This window comes from Christiangramia forsetii KT0803 (assembly GCF_000060345.1).
GTDB classification, from domain to species: Bacteria; Bacteroidota; Bacteroidia; order Flavobacteriales; family Flavobacteriaceae; genus Christiangramia; species Christiangramia forsetii.
In genome coordinates this window covers 2,796,761-2,816,411 of the sequence record NC_008571.1, presented here as the reverse complement: position 1 = coordinate 2,816,411, position 19,651 = coordinate 2,796,761, and the positions used below count along the sequence as shown (strand labels likewise).

The following is a 19,651-nucleotide window of genomic DNA, read 5'->3' as shown; positions in this document are numbered from 1 at the left end:
AATCCAAAGAATCATTAATATAACCTTTACAATATTTAACTAAACTTTAATCTAAACTGTGGCTATAACTGCCTTTTGCGCAATAACTTGCATTGTTAATCACGAAAAAAACTACAATTATGAAATTTAAAATGTTATTTACAGTGTTGGCTCTATCTGCTGTTGTATTTACTTCTTGTGAAGACAATAAGAAAAAAGAACAGGATGAGAAAGAGCGAATGGAACAAATGGAAGCCGAAAGAGAGGCTGAAATGGAAGCCGAAAAAGAAAAAATGGACATGGAGTCTAATAGTATTGCAGCAAAAGCAATGGCTACAGACACCTTGAGTACCTTAGTAGGTGCTTTAAAATCTGCTGAATTAGCAGAAATGTTCAAAACAGAAGAAGGACCATTTACTGTATTTGCTCCTAATAATGCTGCTTTTGGAAAGGTAGATAAGGCTACATTGGATCAATTAATGATGAAAGAGAATAAGGATAAGCTGGCTGGAGTACTGAAATATCATGTTGTTGACAAGAAAGTAATGTCTTCAGACCTGGTAAAAATGATTAAAGATAATGATGGAAAATATACTATTAAAACCATAGGAAGCGGAAATCTTGATGCTTCTCTTGAAGGGGATAAAGTTATTCTTACAGATGAGTCTGGAAACAAAGCAACCGTTGTAAAAGCTGATGTTAATGCTTCAAATGGAGTTGTTCATATTATTGATGCTGTTGTAATGAAAAAAGCTTCGTAAGTAGAGCTTTCTTATAGATAATAAAAAAGTGAAAAACCTGGAAGTCATAACTTCCGGGTTTTTTTATTTCATATTTTTTACTCTGATATTTGAATGATAGAATCTGTTGGATGTGCATCTTAAAACTTATCAAGTTTAATAAACTTGGGTGTGAATATCTCCGTAAGTAATAAATATCCGGAATCGATGCATGATTATTTATAGTGATTTTCTGGTGATCTGTGTCATTAGAAATAAATATTAGATATCATCTAAAATAAATAGTACCGGAAAGTGAGGGATGCATTGATTGATCTACATAGATTTTACGGAATAAAAAAAGAGGACAATTTGCCCTCTTTTTTTATTTACTATATAATTTAATATCACTTCGGAATTTCTCCAATATGATGTTCAACCAGTTCTATATATTGCTTTTCAGCTTCTTTTTTGCTTAAGTCTTTAACTTGTATGAGCGCATTTATTTTAAAAGCGCTTCTTAGATCACCTTGGTTCGTAGGAGGTATGTAGAATCCGTTTTTCTCTGTAGCTCTCTTATAAAGAGCATAAAAGTGTAAAAGCACATCAGGTGGAAATTGCTGATCTGTGCTACTTGCCATTTCGTAGGCTTTTAGAAACTCTAAATTTTCTTCTGCCATCATATTATTTAAGAAGCCACATCAGCAATTATACTAATGCCTCCTTTTACTTTTTGATTGATTTCAACATTCACTTTTGTTCCAATAGGAACAAATACATCAACCCTGCTACCAAATTTAATAAATCCGCTATCGCTTCCCTGAACTACTTCAGTATCCACTTCAGCGTAATTCACTATTCTTTTTGCCATTGCTCCTGCAATTTGACGATATAGTATTTCTCCTATAGCCTCATTTTTTACAACCACGGTAGTTCTCTCATTTTCTTCACTGGACTTTGGATGCCAGGCAACCAGAAATTTTCCAGGATGGTATTTGCTAAAAGTAACTTTTCCACCTACTGGATGTCGCGTAACATGTACATTGATAGGCGACATGAAAATTGAAATTTGCAGTCTCTTATCTTTAAAGTATTCTTTCTCATAAACCTCCTCAATTACCACAACCTTTCCGTCTACCGGGGCAATAATGTGCTCATTGTTTAAGCTTGTGGTTCTTTTTGGATTTCTGAAAAACTGAATAATCAGAAAGAAAAAAAGAATAGATGTAAGCAGAACTGCAAACTTTATCCAGTATACATTAATTAAACTGTATGAAATGATATTTATTGCAATCAGGATGATCGCAGTAATGGTCATTATTTTATATCCTTCTTTATGAAACATAATTCAATATATATAAATAAGCATAAATGAATGGGCTTGCAAAGATAATACTATCTAGTCTGTCAAACAATCCTCCATGTCCGGGCATTAGTTTCCCGCTATCTTTTACACCGGCCTGTCTTTTAAATTTGGATTGAATTAGATCTCCTAAAGTTCCGAAAAGACTTAAAATAACAGCCATTCCCAGCCAGATCGCCGGAGTGTTGAAAGAGCTGAATTCCGCAAATGTTGAAGGGAATAAAGGGCTGTAATACCAAATGGCATAACTCATTAGACAGGTAAAAAAAAGTCCGCCTAAAAATCCTTCAATCGTTTTATTTGGAGAGATTTTTTCGTAAAGTTTATGCTTTCCGAAATTCTTGCCCACTAGATATGCAAAAGTATCATTAGTCCAGATCAGAAAAAATATTCCGATCACTAGTTTTGGTATAAAAATTCCTTCAATTGTAGGAATAAGGGTTAAAAATATCGTGGATGATATAAGGTAAAATATGATGATGATATATTTCTTCTTCTCAAAAACAGGAATTTTTTTGACTACAAGTAAATCTTTAACCAGAAACAGGTTTACGAAAACTGTAATTAAGAGTAATAAGACTGTAGCGTCCTGATTAAATTTTAAAAAACTGAAAAGATAAAATAGTATAGCCTGCAAAAAATACAGTGCGTAGCTTTTTAAACGTAAAAGCTTCTGCATTTCTACTAAACACACAAGACTTAACAGGTAAAAGAGAATAATGAAGATCACCTCTGAAGATAGGATGGAAGCAACCAGTATTGCGGTATACAACAATCCTGAAACAGCACGAATAATGGTTTCTCTCATAAATTACAGATCTTCCAGCAGCAGCAAATATAGGTTTTTTGTACTACTTCCGTAACTCATAAAATCACCTTCTTTTTGAGTTTCAAAATTTTTAATAGTAGTAATATTGGAAGGAATTTGCTGTTTGTTCTTAAATTTAATACCTCTTAAACCTTCTCCAATAGTGTCAATTAGTTGACTGGTAGAGGATAGTATAATAAAGTTTGCAGGAAGATCGTGAAGTTTTCTTTCTTTAATCTGGTTGGATGAAATGAGGATTGATCCATCATTAGCTACTAAAAATTCACAAGTTGAAAGATAAAAGTCAGCATCTGCTGATTTATTAAATTCAAGATTGAAATTTTTGAATTTGCTTTTTAGTTTATCATCAAAACAACAACATTGCTTTTCATACCAATCATTCTCCATAAGAATATTGTCAAAAGCTTCCTGAATTTCTGCATCATCAACGCAGTATAAAAACTTCCCTCCGTTATTTTTAAAATTGAGCATAAAACGCTCGTCGGTAGGTAATTTTACCTCCGGCATATACTTTCCTCTGTCAGCATTTTCAGGGATATCTTTTTCCTGGTCTGCTTTTGACTTGGGATTAAGAAATCTCTTGAATAGATTCATAGAGTTTAGGTGTGATTCTTACAGTCATTTTATCAAAGTTAAAAAATCTGAAATTAACCCTTGTTTAATTTCAGATTTTTTACTTCAACTTCTACACTACTTATTAACCGAATCATTTTCGGTTAACTTTCCTTCTTCATCTTTAGTTTCTCCTGTGGAATCATCAGATTCAGCGTCGTTCTTCGTCTTTTTTTCTAGAGCTTTTCTTTCCTTGGCAGTTTTACTTTCTCGTTCTTCTCTTTCAAAAGGACGTTTTCCGAATATTTTTTCCAGGTCATCTTTGAAAATCACTTCTTTATCCAGAAGTATTTCTGCTAGTTCAGATAATTTATCCTTATTATGCTCAAGTAGATCTATTGCTCGCTTATATTGATCCTCAATAAGATTAGAGATCTCCTTATCGATTAATTCTGAAGTTTTCTCACTGTATGGTTTAGTGAAATTATATTCACCCTGGCCAGAAGAATCGTAATAGGTTAAATTACCCACCGCTTCATTAAGACCATAAATGGTAACCATAGCCCTTGCTTGTTTCGTAACTTTTTCAAGATCACTAAGGGCACCGGTAGAAATTTTGTTGAAAATTACTTTTTCTGCGGCACGTCCACCAAGAGCAGCGCACATCTCGTCCAGCATCTGTTCTGGTCTTACAATAAGGCGCTCTTCAGGTAAATACCAGGCAGCACCTAAGGACTGTCCACGAGGAACAATAGTTACTTTTACCAGTGGAGCGGCATGTTCAAGCATCCAGCTAACGGTTGCATGGCCGGCTTCATGAAAAGCAATTGCTTTTTTCTCACTTGGAGTGATAATTTTATTTTTCTTTTCAAGACCACCTACAATACGGTCTACGGCGTCAAGAAAATCTTGTTTACCAACGGCTTTGTTTCCTTTTCTTGCCGCAATTAAAGCAGCTTCGTTACAAACATTGGCAATATCTGCCCCTGAAAACCCAGGAGTTTGTTTTGCTAAGAAATCTGTATCTAATTCATCTGCAACTTTTTTAAGAGGCTTCAAATGAACATCAAATATCTCTTTTCTTTCATTTAGATCAGGAAGATCCACGTATATCTGTCTGTCAAAACGTCCGGCACGCATTAGCGCCTTATCCAGTACATCTGCACGGTTGGTTGCTGCGATAACAATCACGTTGGTATTGGTTCCGAAACCATCCATTTCAGTTAACAGCTGGTTAAGTGTATTCTCACGTTCATCGTTAGAACCAGAGAAATTACTTTTTCCTCTCGCTCTACCTATTGCGTCAATCTCATCAATAAATATAATGGAAGGTGACTTTTCTTTTGCTTGTTTAAAAAGGTCTCTAACCCTAGATGCTCCAACACCTACAAACATTTCAACAAAGTCTGATCCGGATAATGAGAAGAAAGGAACTTTTGCTTCCCCTGCCACTGCTTTTGCAAGTAATGTTTTACCGGTTCCGGGAGGTCCTACCAGTAAGGCTCCTTTTGGGATTTTACCACCAAGTGCAGTATATTTTTCCGGTTGTTTTAAGAAATCTACAATTTCCTGAACTTCCTCTTTTGCACCTTCCAGACCTGCCACATCTTTAAAAGATGTTTTTACGTCTGTATTTTGATCAAATAATTTCGCTTTAGATTTTCCAATATTGAAAATTTGTCCTCCGGCACCTCCTCCGGCTCCGGAACTCATTTTTCTCATGATAAAGATCCAAACACCGATAATTAGGATAAATGGGAGTAGCGCCCAAAATAAATCGCCGAGGACATCACTGGAAGTATCGTAAGTAACTACCGTATCAAGATTATCTTCATTCTTGATTTCGTTAATGTCATTTTCGAAATTCTGGAGATCTCCAAACTGAAAGCTATATACCGGAGACTCGCCGGTAGGGAAGAGGTCCGGGTCAATATTCTTCTTATGAACTTCTTTCTCTTTTGCTTCTTCGGTTAGGTAAACTCTCGCTTGATTTCGATTGATAATCTCAACCTTCTTAACATCACCATTCCTTAGATATTCTTTAAATTCTGCAGGATTGGTTTTGGCAGGTTCTGAGAAACCTCCATCACCGAAAAGATTAAGTCCTAAAAATATTATGATGATCGCCGCATAAATCCAGTAGGCACTAAATTTAGGTTTTTTGGGATCTAATTTTTTCTTTGGTTTTTGATTCGCCATTCTATGCTTCTAATAATTTAGATTTAATAACTGCTTTCTATAGAAGTGATCTTTGCATCACCCCATAGGCTCTCAATATCGTAAAATTCCCTGATATGCTTCTGGAAAACATGAACAACTACATTAACGTAGTCCATGAGTACCCATTCTGCGTTCTCGCTACCCTCTATATGCCAGGGTTTATCTTTCAGGCCTTTACTAACTGTTTTTTGTATGGAATTGACTATGGCGTTAACCTGCGTGTTGGAAGTACCATTGCAGATTATAAAATAATCACAAACTGTATTCTCAATTTCTCTAAGGTCCAGGATGCTAATATCATTTCCCTTTACTTCTTCTATCCCTTTTATGATATGTGCAATAAGTTGATCGCTGTTTTTTTCCTTTTTCGACATTAAATTAATTTATTTACGCAAATTTATCATTTTTTGCTCTTTTAAAGAGTTTGTTAAAGAAGATTTTAACGCCTAATCTCCTATATTTTATATGCGTACAATCAAAGTTAATGCCATTGACTCCACCAATTCCTTCGTTCGGGAATTTTACGAAGGTACTGCAGATTTTGAACCTGTTTGTGTTAGGGCGATAATTCAAACTTCTGGAAGAGGCCAGCGTGGCTCCCATTGGGTGTCTAAGGCAGGTGAAAACCTCACTTTCAGTATCCTGTATCCACAAAAGGAGTTGAATATTTCGAGACATTTCCTGTTGAGTGCTTCGGTTTCTCTCGCCGTTATTAAGGTATTAGATGCTCTTGGAATTCCAGAATTAAAAGTGAAATGGCCTAACGACATTCTGTCAGCAAAAAAGAAGGTGGGAGGAATTCTAATTGAAAACATTGTGAAAACCGAAGGAATTGTAGCCAGCGTTATAGGAATAGGTCTAAATGTGAATCAAATTGAATTCAGTAATCTACCCTCTGCGGCATCTTTAAAGAGCCTCACAAGTAAAGATTATGATTTAGATGAGCTGTTGGAAAATCTTGTTGCCGGGATCGAGGATGAGCTTCAGAAATTACCGTTACGATCTGGTGAAGAAATTCTGGAAAATTATGCTAAAATGATGTTTAGGCTGAATGTTGTATCAACTTTTAATTTTAACGGGCAAAAACTTAATGGAATTATCAGGGGGGTTACTACGGAAGGAAAATTGAATTTGGAGATAGAAGAAGGTGTTTTCAAAACCTTTCAGTTAAAGGAAATTCAGTTACTTTATTAAATAAAAAGAGGCTGTCTAAATAGTGAAAGTAATATCATTCTATGTCTGTTGTCGAAAAATCTCAATTTACTTAAAATTGGATATTTAGGTTTATATGAGATTCTTCATTTCCTTCAGAATAACACTTCTTAGACAGCCTCATAATTTTATAGAACTGAGAATTAAAGTTTGCCAATATTTTCTGTCAAAGCAGTAATGAATTTTTTAAGCGGACTTTTTATCATCATGCTCATCATGGCATTAAACTCTCCTTCAAATTCCATATTCACTTCACTTTTATTGTCTCCAGCTTCAGCAATATGAGTTTTAAGCCTGAATGGGAATTTTTCTGCAGTAGAACCCAGCACAACCAGGTTAGGCTCATCGGTCTCGATAATTTTCAACCTTATCTCTGGCATACCTTTCAACTGAAATAGAAAACTATCATCTTGGATTACTTGAAATTTCTCTTTGCTGTCTGGCATTATTTGTTCGTAATTCTCAACATTTGTCAAAAATTGAAACATTTCCTGCTGATTTTTATCGGCAGTTACTTTTGGACTTTCTAATTTCATATTATGGTTTCCAGTTTGCAGGGTCTTCTCTCCACTTACGAAGGATGCCTGCTTCTTCAATAGTTATATAATTTGTGTTCTGAGCTGTTTCTATAAGGTTTTCATAATCGCTTAAAGTATGCAGGTCAATATCTAACTTTTCAAAATTTTTCACCGAAGTGTCAAATCCATACGTAAAGATAGCGAACATGCCTTTTACATTAGCTCCGGCTTCCTTTAAAGCTTTTACCGCATTTAGGCTACTGTTTCCTGTGCTTATAAGATCTTCGATAACCACCACGGTTTGTCCTTCTTCTAAATTGCCCTCGATTTGATTTTGTCTTCCATGGCCTTTTGGCTCTGGTCTAACATATGCAAAAGGGAGGCTTAAATATTCTGCCACGAGCATGCCTATTCCTATGGCACCTGTGGCTACAGCCGCTATAACATCGGGTTTCCCATACTTGTCTTCGATTTGCCTGGCAAAGTTTTCCCTAACATAATTTCTAATTATAGGGTAAGACAAAATGATCCGGTTGTCACAATAAATTGGCGATTTCCAGCCGCTGGCCCAAGTAAAAGGCTCTTGTGGTTCTAATTTTATTGCTTTAATTTGCAATAAAAGCTCAGCAGTCTTTTTTGCTGTTTCTTTATTCAAAATCATAATTGCAAATGTATAAAGTTTTTGTGAATGATATTCCTATAATTGTCTCTACACAGAAAGAAATTGGGGAAAATTATACTTCTTATCCTTTAAAGAAGGTTCGGCTTAAAAAAGTGGTCAAAAAAATTATCAAGGGAAAACTGGCATATGTGAACCTCTATCACCATGATGAATCAAAACTTTTGAAGTTACTTCTAAGGAAGATGAGAGTGGTTACTGCAGCTGGAGGTATGGTAGTGAATAAGAATAAAGAAATTCTTTTTATTTACCGCAATAATAGATGGGATCTTCCAAAAGGGAAAACCGAGAAGAATGAAAGTATTCAGAATTCTGCTATTAGGGAAGTTGAAGAAGAAACCGGAGTTCAGGGACTGGAGATAACACGATTTATCACCTGTACCTATCATGTTTTTAAACGAAAAGGTAAACTGAGACTAAAGGAGACCTACTGGTACGAAATGCATACCGAATATGACGGTGAGTTGGTTCCGGAAGTGAAAGAAGGTATAAAAAAGGCTAAATGGAAGAATTTTAAGAAAAGCCAGAAAGCTCTTAAAAAATCCTATGCTAATATTAAGATGTTATTTCCTGAAAAATTTTTAGCGGGGAAGTCGGAAGACTGGGTAGCGTAAATGTGCCTCCTCATAATTATTCGATTGTTTATGTAGCCAATCCAGCTGGGCATACCAGCTATTTCTGAAATCAGAATCGCTACGCTTTTTAGTTTCAAACTCTTTCTTAAGATCCGGATTGTTTTCCAGCAATTCTTTGGCAACATCTTCAAACACATAAGGAGAGAAACCTTCTTTTTGCTGAAGTACCGTATCAAAGAAATTCCAGTTAAAAAATGAATCTACAGCTGATGGTTCCAATGTTTCTAATAGATATCTTGCCCCATCCTGAAATGTTGTGATTAGATAATCCCCTTTTCTGAATTTCACTTTTTCGGTTGACTTTGAAACTTTGGTGTTTTTATGCAAATAATGGCCTTCGTATGCAGTTTCACTTGTCTCAAAATCTTCAATTTTGTAAACTTCAACATCAATCAGGGTATCTCTATCCAGGGATTCCATTTTAATATTATTCATTTCTAGACGATCTATTACCTGCCACCATCCCTGCGGAATAATATAAGCACGCGGAATCTCAATTTCTTCAGTAACCGTGAAATTATCGTAATATTCAATCTCTTTAGTAAAAGGTTTATCACGATTGTATTTTAATCGCGGCTGGCCTGTTAGTTCACTGGTGATATTTTCACCTTCATAGCCCTTGAATTCTCTTTTTGAAGGATTTTCCTGATCTGCTTCAAATTGCAAATTATATTTTCTGTCGGTTTTGTATTTCCTGAGGGCCTGATTTCTTAAATCTCTGATGACTTCAGTATCTGCATCGGTTATGCTTATCATGGACCGCATAAGTTCGTAGGTTCCCATTACTCTCTTATCATAAGGTTTTAGCATATGGGTTTCTACCATCATTCCCAGCGTATTCCATAACGTAGTATAGCCTGTTGAATATCTGGGAGAATCCATAAACTGAGAAAAGCCATTTTCAGGAACTTCATTAAAGACATTAACATAAGGCGTAATATCCCATTCTTTAACTTTTAATGAATCTTCCAGTGCCGGCATCATTTTATTCTGAAGATAATCTCCCAGGCTACCACCCAGTTTATCATGCTGGGTAAATAAATGGGTTAATGTGTACTGATAGTCTGCACCGTTGCTGACATGGTTGTCTATAAATACATCCGGATTCAGATAATGGAAAATCTCATAAAAGCTTTGGGCATTTTTCGTATCAGCTTTTATAAAATCTCTGTTTAAATCGTAGTTTCTTGCATTTCCTCTGAAACCATATTCTTTAGGTCCATTCTGGTTGGTTCTGCTTCCTGAATTTCGGTTAAGAGCTCCGCCTACATTATAAATAGGAATAGTGGCAATAATCGTATTCTTGGGGGAGGTTATAGAATCGCCCGCCATATCTCTAAAAAGCATCATGGTAGCATCAATTCCATCGCTTTCTCCGGGGTGAATCCCATTATTAATTAACATGACGCTATGTGATTTTTCGAGTTTTTCGAGATCAAACTCACCTTCAGGATTGTATATGGCAAGATGAAGAGGCAGACCACTGTCGGTTTTTCCAAATTCTTCCAGACTTATACTGGGGTAAGCATCTGCAAGTTCTTTGTAAAAAGCTATAACTTCCGTATAGGTGCCGGTTTCAGTTCCTCCCGATTTTTCAAATTGGGTTTCAAAATCATAGTCTTTGTTCAACTTGTATTTAGAAAAATCACAAGATGATAGGCTGATTAAGATCCCCAATACCAACCAAAGTTTTTTCATAAAGTTTCTTAAAAGATAATGCCGTAAACATACTTAAAAACTTAGAGAGTTACTAGAAACCTGGTACATTCTATCTCGGGAGCTGCTATGTTAAAGTAAACCTAATCATTTCCCAGGTCTTTCTATTGCCTGATTTTCATGTTATTTTTATAAAAAATTGAATTATGAAAAATCTAACAACCAGCGCTACTTTTCTAGTAGCAGTTTTGTTTGCTATGAATGTTGCGGGACAGGCAAATGAGAATCTAAGTGAAGAGAAAAAGAGCGAGCTGGCAGAATCAGGATCTGATTATGCTGAAACTGCTATAGGGAAAATTGAACTTCCGGCACCATTTGCTTCGGAATCAGTTCGAAAAGAGAGTAAGATTGTAGCATGGCCGGAAGGGAAGATGCCAGAGGCACCAGAAGGTTTTAAGGTCACTAAATTCGCTGAAGATTTAGAGCATCCACGCTGGACCTATGTGGCACCTAACAATGATATTTTTGTTGTGGAAACAGACGACGCGAAGAAAAGCGCGAATCGTATTACGATGTTCAGGGATAAAGACCAGGACGGAGTGCCGGATGAAAGTTATTCTTTTTTAAAGAATCTGAACCAACCTTTCGGGATGTTGATTATGGATGGTTATTTCTATGTTGCCAATGTAGATCAGCTAATTCGTTTTCCGTATAAAACGGGTCAGAATTCAATAGATGAGAATCCAGAGAAGGTATTAGATTTACCAGCTGGTGGTTATAACCATCACTGGACACGAAATATTATTGCCGGGCCAAATAACGATAAAATTTATATTACCGTGGGAAGTTCAAGTAATGTTGGAGAGCATGGTATGGAAAAGGAAGAGCGAAGAGCAAATATCATCGAGATTAATCCTAATGGTACCGGGGAGAAAATTTTTGCTGCAGGACTGAGAAATCCCGTAGGAATAGATTGGAATCCAGTTACCGGGGAACTATGGACTGCGGTAAACGAGAGGGATAAAATAGGAAATAACCTGGTGCCAGATTACGTGACCAGTGTACAAGAAGGTGGTTGGTACGGCTGGCCATATTCGTATTATGGTGATATTAAAGATCCAAGATGGGCCGAGGACCCACATTTAGAAATGGTAGAAAAATCTATCGTGCCAGATGTGTCGGTTGGACCGCACACAGCATCTTTAGGCTTTACTTTTTACAAAGAGACCGCTTTTCCGGAGAAATATCATAATGGAGCCTTTGTTGGGCAACATGGTTCATGGAACAGGGCAAATTTTTCAGGATATAAAGTTTTGTTTATACCTTTTGACGAAAAAGGAAATCCACAGCAACCTGAAGATTTTCTAACAGGATTTATAGCCGACGATGATGCAAGTCAGGTTTATGGACGACCAGTGGGTGTAACTACGCTTCCTGATGGTTCATTGCTAGTGAATGATGATGATGGTGGAGTAATCTGGAGAGTTTCAGCTGAATAGATAAAAGTTTGACAAAATATATATATTTTTTTCTGGCACTAACCTGTGTAAACGGATTGGTTGCTCAGGAATTTGAAGGTAGCGTTCTGGAAAGTGGGACAGGAGTTCCACTACAGAATGTATCAGTAAGAAATTTGCAGTCAGATGAAGTTGTATTTACCGATTCTGGCGGTAACTTTTCACTTAGTGTGAGCGAATATCCAGTTGATGTGGAATTTTCATTGTTGGGTTACCTGAATTCAACTATGAAAATTGAAAGTAACCTGAAACAAGGGGAGATATACCTTCAGCAGGATGTTGATCAGCTTTCTGAGGTAATTATCAGAAGTTCAAACATTTCACAGGCCGTGAGAAAGACCCCGTCTTCAGTTGGGATTATTTCAGAAAATGATTTAAATCGAACAGATAATTTTATCCTGGTACAAAACTTCAATTATGTACCGGGTGTTTTTGTGAGCCAGGGTGCACTTAATACCAATAAGATTAATATTAGAGGAATTGGAGCCAGAGCCCAGTATAGTACCAACCGCATAAAAGCTTATATCAACGGAATTCCTCTTACTACTGCAGAGGGAGAACTGACGCTGGATGATTTTGACCCGGAATATCTGGATAGAATTGAAATTTTCAAAGGCCCTGTTTCGTCTGTTTTTGGAGCAGGTTTAGGAGGCGCTATCAATCTATTTACCAGTCAAAACCGGAATGACCAGAAATCTGTTGTTACCGATTTTAATTACGGAAGTTTTAATACCAGAAAGACCAGAGCGAACCTTAATTTCGTAAATGATGGTCTGGATTTGTCTATTAATTACAATAATGTACAAAGCGATGGTTATCGCCGTAATGGGGACTATGATAGAAATTCATTGTTGGGCTCGGTAGGTCTGATGAATAAGTCCGGGAACTACTGGTCGTTATTTTTGTCATATACTAAACTGAAGGCTTTTATTCCAAGTTCTTTGAATGAAGATGATTTCAGAAATGATCCTGAAAAAGCGGCATTTACCTGGAACCAGTCAGCCGGATATGAGTCTTATGACAAAAATATTATTGGGATTTCCTATGATCATCGATTTACTGAAAACTTTAAAAATCAAACTTCTATTTTTTATAATTTCAGAGATGGTTATGAGCCGAGGCCTTTCAATATCCTGGATGAGAATAGAAATTCAATAGGCGCGAGGACAAAGTTCAATTACAAAACTTCCGTTTTTAATAGTCCTTCTGAAATCAGTTTTGGAGCAGAAACTATGTTTGAATTCTATGAAACCGGAACTTTTGAAAATCTTTATGAAGAAGTAGAGGAAAGAAGAAGTGTTCAGGGAGATCGGTTAAGTTTAAATGAGCAGAATAGAAACTATATAAATGTATTCGCTCAGATGAATACGGAAATCACTTCAAAGTTATTAGTGGAGATGGGTCTGAATTTTAATTCAACTACCTATGATCTCAAAGATAGGTTCATTGAAGATGGTATAGATCAATCCGGGGATTATAGTTTTGATCCGATATTCTCGCCGCGCTTAGGTCTAAGTTATGAAGCTTTTGAAGGGAAAAACTTTTATGCTTCTGCCAGTCATGGTTTTTCTACTCCTACGGTGGCAGAAACTTTAACGCCGGAAGGGCAGATAAATACAGACCTAAAAACCGAAACCGGCTTAAATTATGAAGTTGGATTTAAAGGAAACTGGTTCAATAATAAACTTTATACAGAGGTTAACCTCTATTCTATACAAATCCGAAACTTGCTGGTGGCGAGAAGAGTGGGGCCAGATCAGTTTGTGGGTGTTAATGCAGGAAAGGCAGACCATAATGGGATTGAATTTACTTCTGCTTACCGTACAAATCTTACATCAGATCTTCAGTTAAAATTATTTCTTAACTCAAATTTCAACTTTTTTGAGTTTGACAAGTTTGTAGATCTTGGGGAGAACTATTCTGGTAAAACTATTCCAGGAGTTCCTGAGTATATGATTTCACCGGGAACCGAGATCAGTTTTAAAGATCTTACTGCCAATATCAATTTTCAGGCATTTGGAGAAATGGCGCTTGATGATGCGAATTCGGGATATACAGATGCTTACGAATTACTTAATTTGAAACTTAACTATAACTGGAAATTAAGCCGGAGATTGAATTTTCAGTTTAATTTCGGCATTAATAATATTCTGGATGAAGATTATGCTGCGAGTATCGTTACAAATGCAGTTGGTTTTGGTGGCTCTGCACCCCGTTATTATTATCCGGGCAATCCAAGAAATTATTTTGGCGGAGTAAGGTTAAAATTTGACTTTTGATTGTCGTTCCGAACATAGCGAGGAATCTCCAGTTTATTCGGATCAGATTAAAGATTCTTCGCTCCACTTCGTTGCGCTCTGATGACAAAAGTGTGTCATTCCGAACGTAGTGAGAAATCTCTTGAGATCCTGAAACAAGTTCAGTATGACGTATTAAAAACTATTTTTTACGCACAACATCTGGTACCATAAACTCATAATTGCCACCATGGTGCATAACATCTCGTACTACTGTAGAAGAAATATGAGCTTTTCCTGAGCTTGAGAGCAGGAAGATACTATCAATACCAGACATTTTGTAATTGGTTTGTCCAATAGATTTTTCAAATTCAAGATCCTGCCCATTTCTTAATCCACGTAAAATAAAACCTGCATTCTGAGATTTGCAGAAATCAACCGTTAAGCCTTTATAAGTTTCCACTTTAACTTTGGATTCATTTTTATAGGTTTCCTTCAAAAAATGAAGGCGATCCTCCAGGCTAAACATATATTTCTTGCTGGAATTAGTCCCAATTGCCAGAATGATCTCGTCAAACAAGGGTAGCGCGCGATCAATAATATCGGTATGTCCTAGTGTAAGCGGATCGAAAGATCCCGGGAAAACTGCTTTTTTCATCAGGCGGGTTTTGGTCAGTTATGAATTTAAAAGATAATCAGAAAATATCACTTTTGGTTTAAGGCTGCCTCAATAGTGCTTCCAAATAGATCTTTCAGGCTTATTCCCGCCTTTTCAGCTTGTTGCGGTAAAATACTTGCCTGGCTTATTCCAGGATTGGTATTCATTTCTATAAAATGCGGTTCTCCTTCATGAAATATAAATTCAGAACGAGAAAGTCCTTTCATTTTTAGTTTTTTATAGATCATTATCGCAATATCCTGAACTTTCTTAGTGTCTTCTTCTGAAATTCTTGCAGGGGTAATCTCCTGTGATTTACCAAGATATTTAGCTTCATAATCGAAGAACTCGCCATCGGGAATAATTTCAGTAACGGGTAAGGCCAGTACTTTTCCTTTGTAAGTGATCACACCAACAGAGACCTCTGTTCCGTCAAGGAAAGATTCAATGATCGCTTCATCGTCTTCTGTAAAGGCAGTTTTTGCTGCTGAAATGATCTCGTCTTCAGTCTTTACTTTGGTCACGCCAAAACTGCTTCCGGCACGATTTGCTTTCACAAAACAGGGAAGTCCAACTTTATCAACAATTTCTTTTGTGTTGATCTCCTGATCTTTATTTAGAAAATAATTAGTCGCTGCTTTGATTCCGTAAGGCCTTAAAACACTTATGAGATCTCTTTTATTGAAGGTAAGTGCAGACTGGTAATAATCACAACTGGTCTGGGGAATTCCGATTAATTCCAGATAAGCCTGGAGTAAACCATTTTCACCGGGGGTACCGTGAATAGTATTGAAAACGCAATCGAATTGAATAACTTTGTCGTTTATCTTCACGGTAAAATTACTCTTGTTAATGGGATATGGTGTATCATCATCTGCCACTACAAACCATTCTCCTTTTAAAATATGAACGCGATAAGGTTCATAAAGGTCGTGGTCAAGATGTTTATAAACAATGTTTCCGCTATTTATAGAAATGCGATATTCACTGGAATAACCGCCCATTGCAATGGCAATTTTTTTCTTCATATTCAATATTTTCGCTTAGAGGTCGTTAAACAAAAATATCACTTAAAAGGGCAGTCACCAAAACCAATGGGTTTTATATCTTTGCTCATTATCTAAAAACTATGGGATTATTTCGATTTATATTCAGCAAGACTTTTTTAATACAGCTTGTGCTTGCTGTTATTATATTAGTGGTAATATCGTTTTTAACGATGCAGTGGCTTGATTATTCTACCAATCAGGATCAAAGGATTGAAGTTCCTGATCTTGCGAAAATGAACCTGAATGTGGTTGAAGATCGGCTGAATGAGAGGAATCTTGATTTCGAAATATTAGATTCTGCAAATTTCAATCCAGATTTTCCCAGGTATTCTGTAATAGATCAGGTACCGGCGCCAGGTAAATTTGTAAAGGAAGACAGGAAGATTTACTTAACACTGAATCCTTCGGGATTCAGGAAAATTGAAATTCCCAACAATCTTATTCGTAAAACCAGAAGACAGGTAGAACCAACCTTAAGGTCTCTCGGTTTTGAAATTGGAGAGATCAGTTATAAGCCAGACATTGCAGAAGATGCAGTACTGGAATTAAGACATAAGGGAAAACTTGTACAGCCGGGGGACGAAATAATGAAGACTTCTATTATAGATCTTGTTCTGGGGGATGGTAGTGGTAGATATAGAAGTGATGATGAAGATACTCTGGATATCCAGAACGAAACTGAAAGCGAAGTAGATGAATTCTAATAAAGACCAAAGGGAAGAGATTGAAGATCAGGAAGAGGACGAAAGTCTTTATGAGCATCATAAGTTTGTAGCTGAAGTAGGGCAGAATCCACTAAGAGTGGATAAATACCTGATGAATTTTATAGAAAATGCTACTCGTAATAAAATTCAGAAGGCAGCGAAAAGCGGAAATATCTATGTGAATGGAGACACCGTGAAGCAAAATTATAAGGTAAAAGGAGGGGATACCGTTCAGGTGATGTTCGAGCACCCACCTTATGAATATTTATTGGTTCCGGAGGATATTCCCCTGGATATTGTATATGAAGATGACACCTTGCTGGTAGTTAATAAACAAGCGGGGATGGTGGTGCATCCGGGACATGGGAATTATAGCGGAACTTTGATTAATGCGCTGGTACATCATTTTGATAATTTGCCCAATAATAGCAGTGATCGCCCGGGACTTGTTCATAGGATAGATAAAGATACTAGCGGACTTTTGGTTGTTGCGAAAACTGAAGAAGCCATGGCGCACCTTTCCAAACAGTTTTTCGATAAATCCAGTGAACGTGAATATGTAGCGATCGTTTGGGGTAACCTAGCCGAGGAAGAAGGAACTATTGAAGGGAATATTGGTAGAAACCCCAGAAATAGATTACAGAATATAGTTTTTGAAGGCGATGATGTCGAGAATGGTAAAGCTGCCGTTACACATTATAAAGTACTTGAGAGATTAGGCTATGTTACGCTGGTTGCCTGTAAACTGGAGACCGGAAGAACTCACCAGATAAGGGTTCATATGAAATATATAGGTCATACACTTTTTAATGATGAGCGTTATGGAGGCGACAGGATACTTAAGGGAACTACTTTCACCAAGTATAAACAGTTTGTAGATAATTGCTTTAAAATACTGCCTAGACAGGCGCTACATGCTAAAACTTTGGGCTTTGTACATCCAAAAACCGAAGAATGGATGAGCTTCAACTCTGATATTCCACAGGATATGGTAGATTGTATAGAAAAGTGGCGCAGTTATGCGAAAAATCAGAAAGAGTTTTTAGATAATTAGGGCGTGCCCCCAATAAAAATTGGGGTCGGGCTTTCGGCAGTCGCTTCCCGGTGAAAACCGGGAGAGCTCCAACAGTGCCTCAATCCCTCACGCAAAATAAAATTTATCTTAAATTATTAAATCACGACAAAATGGATTATATTTACGTAAATTGTCGTGGTTATGGAATCACAAAATATTCAAGATTTTTTAAAAGAACCTGAAACTTTTTACGGTTTAGAAAATAAATACGATCGTATTGTAAGTGTATTGGGTGGTAGCAGCCAGGTTGGGTATATTCAAAGTGATATAGACCTAATTAAAATAACCCGTAAAGGCCTGCCTGTTTCTGTAGTGGTATCTATAAGCAATATATTGGGTATCTCTATGGAGAAGATGAGCAATCTGCTGCATATAAGCCACCGTACTATTCAGCGCAAGCATGATGATGAGCTGCTTAGCGTTTACAGCACTGAACAAATCCTCGAAATTGCTGAGGTTATTTCCCGTGGGATTGAGGTTCTGGGTACTTTAGGAACCTTTACAAAGTGGGTGCATAGGGAAATTCGAGCCCTTGATAATAAAAAGCCTATAGATTACCTGGATACAGGTTTTGGTATCCAAATGGTCAAAGATTTATTGGGCAGGATAGAACATGGTGTGTATTAAAACCCTGGAATTGTGAATATCTATCGCATTGCAAAAACCAAATATATTAATGATTTAAGTGGGGAAGGGGCGCGTTTGTATGGCGGCCGATGGAATAAAAAAGGCACTGCCGTTATCTATTTTTCGGAACATCTTTCCCTTTGTGTTTTGGAGATGCTCACCCGGCTGGATTATGAAGATTTAAGTGAAGGCTTTATGTTTCTTGAAGCCGAGATTCCTTCAAGCTTACTGTCGCATTTGCCAAACCCGGAAAAGGTTTCCCTGTTTTGGCGCAATAATCCGCCTATTTCAAATACGCAAGAATATAGCTCTAATTTTTTATTGGAGAAAAATAGTTTAGGCTTTTCCATCCCTTCGGCTGTATTACCCAATGAACGGAATATTATATTGAATCCATTTCATAAAGATTTTTCCAGTTTTAAAATTCTTCAAACTGGAACCCTGGAACTGGACGCACGCATTTATAATTAGAAAGGGTTCTATAGCAGTTTTGAAGCGAATCTAAATCAATATTATTCAATAATATTCGGGATTATGAGCTGTTAATCCTAAATATAAAGGAATCTTATCCTTATATAAAAAACAAATTTCAGGTGCTTTTTATTCTCAAAAAGTATAGGTTATATTTGATATAAAATTAATCGAAGAGAAATGAAAATCGTTGTTTCCCCTGCAAAAACGCTAGATTACGAATCAAAATTACCAACTACCAGAGGCACTCAGCCTGAATTTCTAGAAACCGCTTCAAAACTGAACAGAAAACTTTCCAGGCAGAGTAAAAAGGAGCTTTCAGATTTAATGAGCATCAGTGATAAACTTGCTGATCTTAACTATACCAGGTATCAGGAATTTCAGGAAGATCATAATAAAAAGAATTCCCGGCCTGCCATCTATGCTTTCAACGGCGATGTTTATACCGGTCTTGACTCCTATACAATTCCAACTGATAAACTAGATAAACTTCAGGATACCTTAAGAATCCTGTCAGGGATGTATGGTGTGCTGAGGCCTTTAGATCTAATCCAGCCTTACCGACTTGAAATGGGCTCTTCTATAGGAATTGAACGTAAAAAGGATCTTTATGGTGTCTGGCAAAAGAAAGTTACTGAGTATCTAAATGCTGAAATGGAAGATGATGAGTTTTTTATAAATCTTGCCAGTAATGAATATTCTAAAGCTGTAGATACTAAAAAATTAAAGGGGACTGTGATCTCTCCCGTTTTTAAAGATTTCAAAAATGGTAAACTAAAGATCATTAGCTTCTTTGCTAAGAAAGCACGTGGTTCTATGGCACGTTTTATTATCGATAAGGATTGCAAAACCCTGGAAGATATAAAAGGATTTGATTATGACGATTATAGATTCAGTGAAGAGTATACTGAAAATGAGAATGAACCGGTATTTATCCGGTAATCATAATTT

Annotated in this window: 21 protein-coding genes; 10 read left to right on the top strand and 11 right to left on the bottom strand. The window is 36.7% G+C overall.

Features of this window, described 5'->3' with window-relative positions; all coding sequences use genetic code 11:
• Positions 1-119: 119 nt before the first annotated feature.
• Positions 120-740 carry a fasciclin domain-containing protein gene (locus tag GFO_RS12710; protein ID WP_011710558.1) on the top strand — a complete coding sequence of 207 codons (621 nt, stop codon included), beginning with the start codon at positions 120-122 and terminating at the stop codon, positions 738-740.
• Positions 741-1,105: 365 nt separating this feature from the next.
• Here GFO_RS12710 and GFO_RS12705 read toward each other — a convergent pair whose 3' ends face one another.
• From GFO_RS12705 to rsfS, 6 genes are all read right to left on the bottom strand, one after another.
• The gene (locus GFO_RS12705; protein WP_011710557.1) at positions 1,106-1,381 is read right to left on the bottom strand and encodes an acyl-CoA-binding protein; all 276 of its coding nucleotides are present in this window, start codon (positions 1,379-1,381) and stop codon (positions 1,106-1,108) included.
• A gap of 5 nt (positions 1,382-1,386) precedes the next feature.
• Positions 1,387-2,043, bottom strand: coding sequence for a phosphatidylserine decarboxylase family protein (locus GFO_RS12700; RefSeq protein WP_011710556.1), 657 nt, complete (start codon positions 2,041-2,043; stop codon positions 1,387-1,389).
• Entirely contained in the window at positions 2,033-2,869 is an 837-nt protein-coding gene (locus tag GFO_RS12695; RefSeq protein WP_011710555.1) for a phosphatidate cytidylyltransferase, read from the bottom strand. Before GFO_RS12695 ends, GFO_RS12700 begins: the two co-directional genes overlap by 11 nt.
• 3 nt (positions 2,870-2,872) lie before the next feature.
• Positions 2,873-3,484 (bottom strand): LUD domain-containing protein, encoded by a 612-nt coding sequence (locus GFO_RS12690; protein ID WP_011710554.1) that lies wholly within the window; start codon positions 3,482-3,484, stop codon positions 2,873-2,875.
• 96 nt (positions 3,485-3,580) lie between these two features.
• Complete coding sequence (ftsH, locus tag GFO_RS12685) at positions 3,581-5,641, bottom strand: ATP-dependent zinc metalloprotease FtsH (protein WP_011710553.1); 2,061 nt, start codon at positions 5,639-5,641, stop codon at positions 3,581-3,583.
• A 23-nt stretch (positions 5,642-5,664) separates the two neighbouring features.
• The gene (gene rsfS, locus GFO_RS12680; protein ID WP_011710552.1) at positions 5,665-6,036 is read right to left on the bottom strand and encodes a ribosome silencing factor; all 372 of its coding nucleotides are present in this window, start codon (positions 6,034-6,036) and stop codon (positions 5,665-5,667) included.
• Between the two features lie 91 nt (positions 6,037-6,127).
• Between rsfS and GFO_RS12675 the strand changes: the two genes are divergently transcribed.
• Positions 6,128-6,856: a biotin--[acetyl-CoA-carboxylase] ligase gene (locus tag GFO_RS12675; protein ID WP_011710551.1), complete on the top strand. Its 729-nt coding sequence runs from the start codon at positions 6,128-6,130 to the stop codon at positions 6,854-6,856.
• Between the two features lie 161 nt (positions 6,857-7,017).
• Here GFO_RS12675 and GFO_RS12670 read toward each other — a convergent pair whose 3' ends face one another.
• Together GFO_RS12670 and pyrE are read right to left on the bottom strand one after the other, a co-directional pair.
• Positions 7,018-7,410: a hypothetical protein gene (locus GFO_RS12670; RefSeq protein WP_011710550.1), complete on the bottom strand. Its 393-nt coding sequence runs from the start codon at positions 7,408-7,410 to the stop codon at positions 7,018-7,020.
• Position 7,411: 1 nt separating this feature from the next.
• Entirely contained in the window at positions 7,412-8,053 is a 642-nt protein-coding gene (gene pyrE / locus GFO_RS12665) for an orotate phosphoribosyltransferase (protein ID WP_011710549.1), read from the bottom strand.
• Between the two features lie 8 nt (positions 8,054-8,061).
• Between pyrE and GFO_RS12660 the strand changes: the two genes are divergently transcribed.
• The gene (locus GFO_RS12660) at positions 8,062-8,685 is read left to right on the top strand and encodes an NUDIX hydrolase (protein WP_011710548.1); all 624 of its coding nucleotides are present in this window, start codon (positions 8,062-8,064) and stop codon (positions 8,683-8,685) included.
• On the opposite strand, the gene GFO_RS12655 is transcribed toward GFO_RS12660, so the two are convergent.
• Positions 8,653-10,404, bottom strand: coding sequence for a M14 family metallopeptidase (locus GFO_RS12655; protein WP_011710547.1), 1,752 nt, complete (start codon positions 10,402-10,404; stop codon positions 8,653-8,655). The genes GFO_RS12660 and GFO_RS12655 overlap by 33 nt on opposite strands.
• A gap of 164 nt (positions 10,405-10,568) precedes the next feature.
• Here GFO_RS12655 and GFO_RS12650 point away from each other — a divergent pair, with 164 nt between their 5' ends.
• Both GFO_RS12650 and GFO_RS12645 read left to right on the top strand, forming a co-directional pair.
• Positions 10,569-11,861: a PQQ-dependent sugar dehydrogenase gene (locus GFO_RS12650; RefSeq protein ID WP_011710546.1), complete on the top strand. Its 1,293-nt coding sequence runs from the start codon at positions 10,569-10,571 to the stop codon at positions 11,859-11,861.
• An 8-nt stretch (positions 11,862-11,869) separates the two neighbouring features.
• Positions 11,870-14,158 carry a TonB-dependent receptor domain-containing protein gene (locus GFO_RS12645; protein ID WP_011710545.1) on the top strand — a complete coding sequence of 763 codons (2,289 nt, stop codon included), beginning with the start codon at positions 11,870-11,872 and terminating at the stop codon, positions 14,156-14,158.
• Between the two features lie 160 nt (positions 14,159-14,318).
• On the opposite strand, the gene coaD is transcribed toward GFO_RS12645, so the two are convergent.
• A complete protein-coding gene (gene coaD / locus GFO_RS12640) occupies positions 14,319-14,774 on the bottom strand; it encodes a pantetheine-phosphate adenylyltransferase (RefSeq protein ID WP_011710544.1) in 456 nt (151 codons plus the stop codon).
• A 47-nt stretch (positions 14,775-14,821) separates the two neighbouring features.
• A complete protein-coding gene (locus GFO_RS12635; protein ID WP_011710543.1) occupies positions 14,822-15,802 on the bottom strand; it encodes a D-alanine--D-alanine ligase in 981 nt (326 codons plus the stop codon).
• A 101-nt stretch (positions 15,803-15,903) separates the two neighbouring features.
• On the opposite strand from GFO_RS12635, the gene GFO_RS12630 reads away from it, so the two are divergent.
• From GFO_RS12630 to yaaA, 5 genes are all read left to right on the top strand, one after another.
• Complete coding sequence (locus GFO_RS12630; RefSeq protein ID WP_011710542.1) at positions 15,904-16,527, top strand: PASTA domain-containing protein; 624 nt, start codon at positions 15,904-15,906, stop codon at positions 16,525-16,527.
• Positions 16,517-17,581 (top strand): RluA family pseudouridine synthase, encoded by a 1,065-nt coding sequence (locus GFO_RS12625; RefSeq protein WP_011710541.1) that lies wholly within the window; start codon positions 16,517-16,519, stop codon positions 17,579-17,581. The genes GFO_RS12630 and GFO_RS12625 overlap by 11 nt, the downstream gene beginning before the upstream one ends.
• 162 nt (positions 17,582-17,743) lie before the next feature.
• On the top strand, positions 17,744-18,229 hold the full coding sequence (parS, locus tag GFO_RS12620) for a type II RES/Xre toxin-antitoxin system antitoxin (RefSeq protein WP_011710540.1): 486 nt from the start codon (positions 17,744-17,746) through the stop codon (positions 18,227-18,229).
• Positions 18,230-18,241: 12 nt separating this feature from the next.
• Positions 18,242-18,700 (top strand): RES family NAD+ phosphorylase, encoded by a 459-nt coding sequence (locus GFO_RS12615; RefSeq protein ID WP_011710539.1) that lies wholly within the window; start codon positions 18,242-18,244, stop codon positions 18,698-18,700.
• A 180-nt stretch (positions 18,701-18,880) separates the two neighbouring features.
• Positions 18,881-19,642, top strand: a complete 762-nt coding sequence (gene yaaA, locus GFO_RS12610) for a peroxide stress protein YaaA (protein WP_011710538.1) — start codon at positions 18,881-18,883, stop codon at positions 19,640-19,642.
• The last annotated feature ends 9 nt before the right edge of the window (positions 19,643-19,651 follow it).

Bases quoted from the DNA above. Each gene is read 5' to 3' on its own strand.
- GFO_RS12670 (WP_011710550.1), bottom strand. From the start codon at position 7,410: ATGAAATTAGAAAGTCCAAAAGTAACTGCCGATAAAAATCAGCAGGAA.
- ftsH (WP_011710553.1), bottom strand. From the start codon at position 5,641: ATGGCGAATCAAAAACCAAAGAAAAAATTAGATCCCAAAAAACCTAAA.
- pyrE (WP_011710549.1), bottom strand. From the start codon at position 8,053: ATGATTTTGAATAAAGAAACAGCAAAAAAGACTGCTGAGCTTTTATTG.
- parS (WP_011710540.1), top strand. From the start codon at position 17,744: ATGGAATCACAAAATATTCAAGATTTTTTAAAAGAACCTGAAACTTTT.
- GFO_RS12705 (WP_011710557.1), bottom strand. From the start codon at position 1,381: ATGATGGCAGAAGAAAATTTAGAGTTTCTAAAAGCCTACGAAATGGCA.
- GFO_RS12655 (WP_011710547.1), bottom strand. From the start codon at position 10,404: ATGAAAAAACTTTGGTTGGTATTGGGGATCTTAATCAGCCTATCATCT.
- GFO_RS12650 (WP_011710546.1), top strand. From the start codon at position 10,569: ATGAAAAATCTAACAACCAGCGCTACTTTTCTAGTAGCAGTTTTGTTT.
- GFO_RS12660 (WP_011710548.1), top strand. From the start codon at position 8,062: ATGTATAAAGTTTTTGTGAATGATATTCCTATAATTGTCTCTACACAG.
- GFO_RS12710 (WP_011710558.1), top strand. From the start codon at position 120: ATGAAATTTAAAATGTTATTTACAGTGTTGGCTCTATCTGCTGTTGTA.
- GFO_RS12630 (WP_011710542.1), top strand. From the start codon at position 15,904: ATGGGATTATTTCGATTTATATTCAGCAAGACTTTTTTAATACAGCTT.
- GFO_RS12690 (WP_011710554.1), bottom strand. From the start codon at position 3,484: ATGAATCTATTCAAGAGATTTCTTAATCCCAAGTCAAAAGCAGACCAG.
- yaaA (WP_011710538.1), top strand. From the start codon at position 18,881: ATGAAAATCGTTGTTTCCCCTGCAAAAACGCTAGATTACGAATCAAAA.
- GFO_RS12695 (WP_011710555.1), bottom strand. From the start codon at position 2,869: ATGAGAGAAACCATTATTCGTGCTGTTTCAGGATTGTTGTATACCGCA.
- GFO_RS12675 (WP_011710551.1), top strand. From the start codon at position 6,128: ATGCGTACAATCAAAGTTAATGCCATTGACTCCACCAATTCCTTCGTT.
- GFO_RS12635 (WP_011710543.1), bottom strand. From the start codon at position 15,802: ATGAAGAAAAAAATTGCCATTGCAATGGGCGGTTATTCCAGTGAATAT.
- coaD (WP_011710544.1), bottom strand. From the start codon at position 14,774: ATGAAAAAAGCAGTTTTCCCGGGATCTTTCGATCCGCTTACACTAGGA.
- GFO_RS12700 (WP_011710556.1), bottom strand. From the start codon at position 2,043: ATGTTTCATAAAGAAGGATATAAAATAATGACCATTACTGCGATCATC.
- GFO_RS12625 (WP_011710541.1), top strand. From the start codon at position 16,517: ATGAATTCTAATAAAGACCAAAGGGAAGAGATTGAAGATCAGGAAGAG.
- rsfS (WP_011710552.1), bottom strand. From the start codon at position 6,036: ATGTCGAAAAAGGAAAAAAACAGCGATCAACTTATTGCACATATCATA.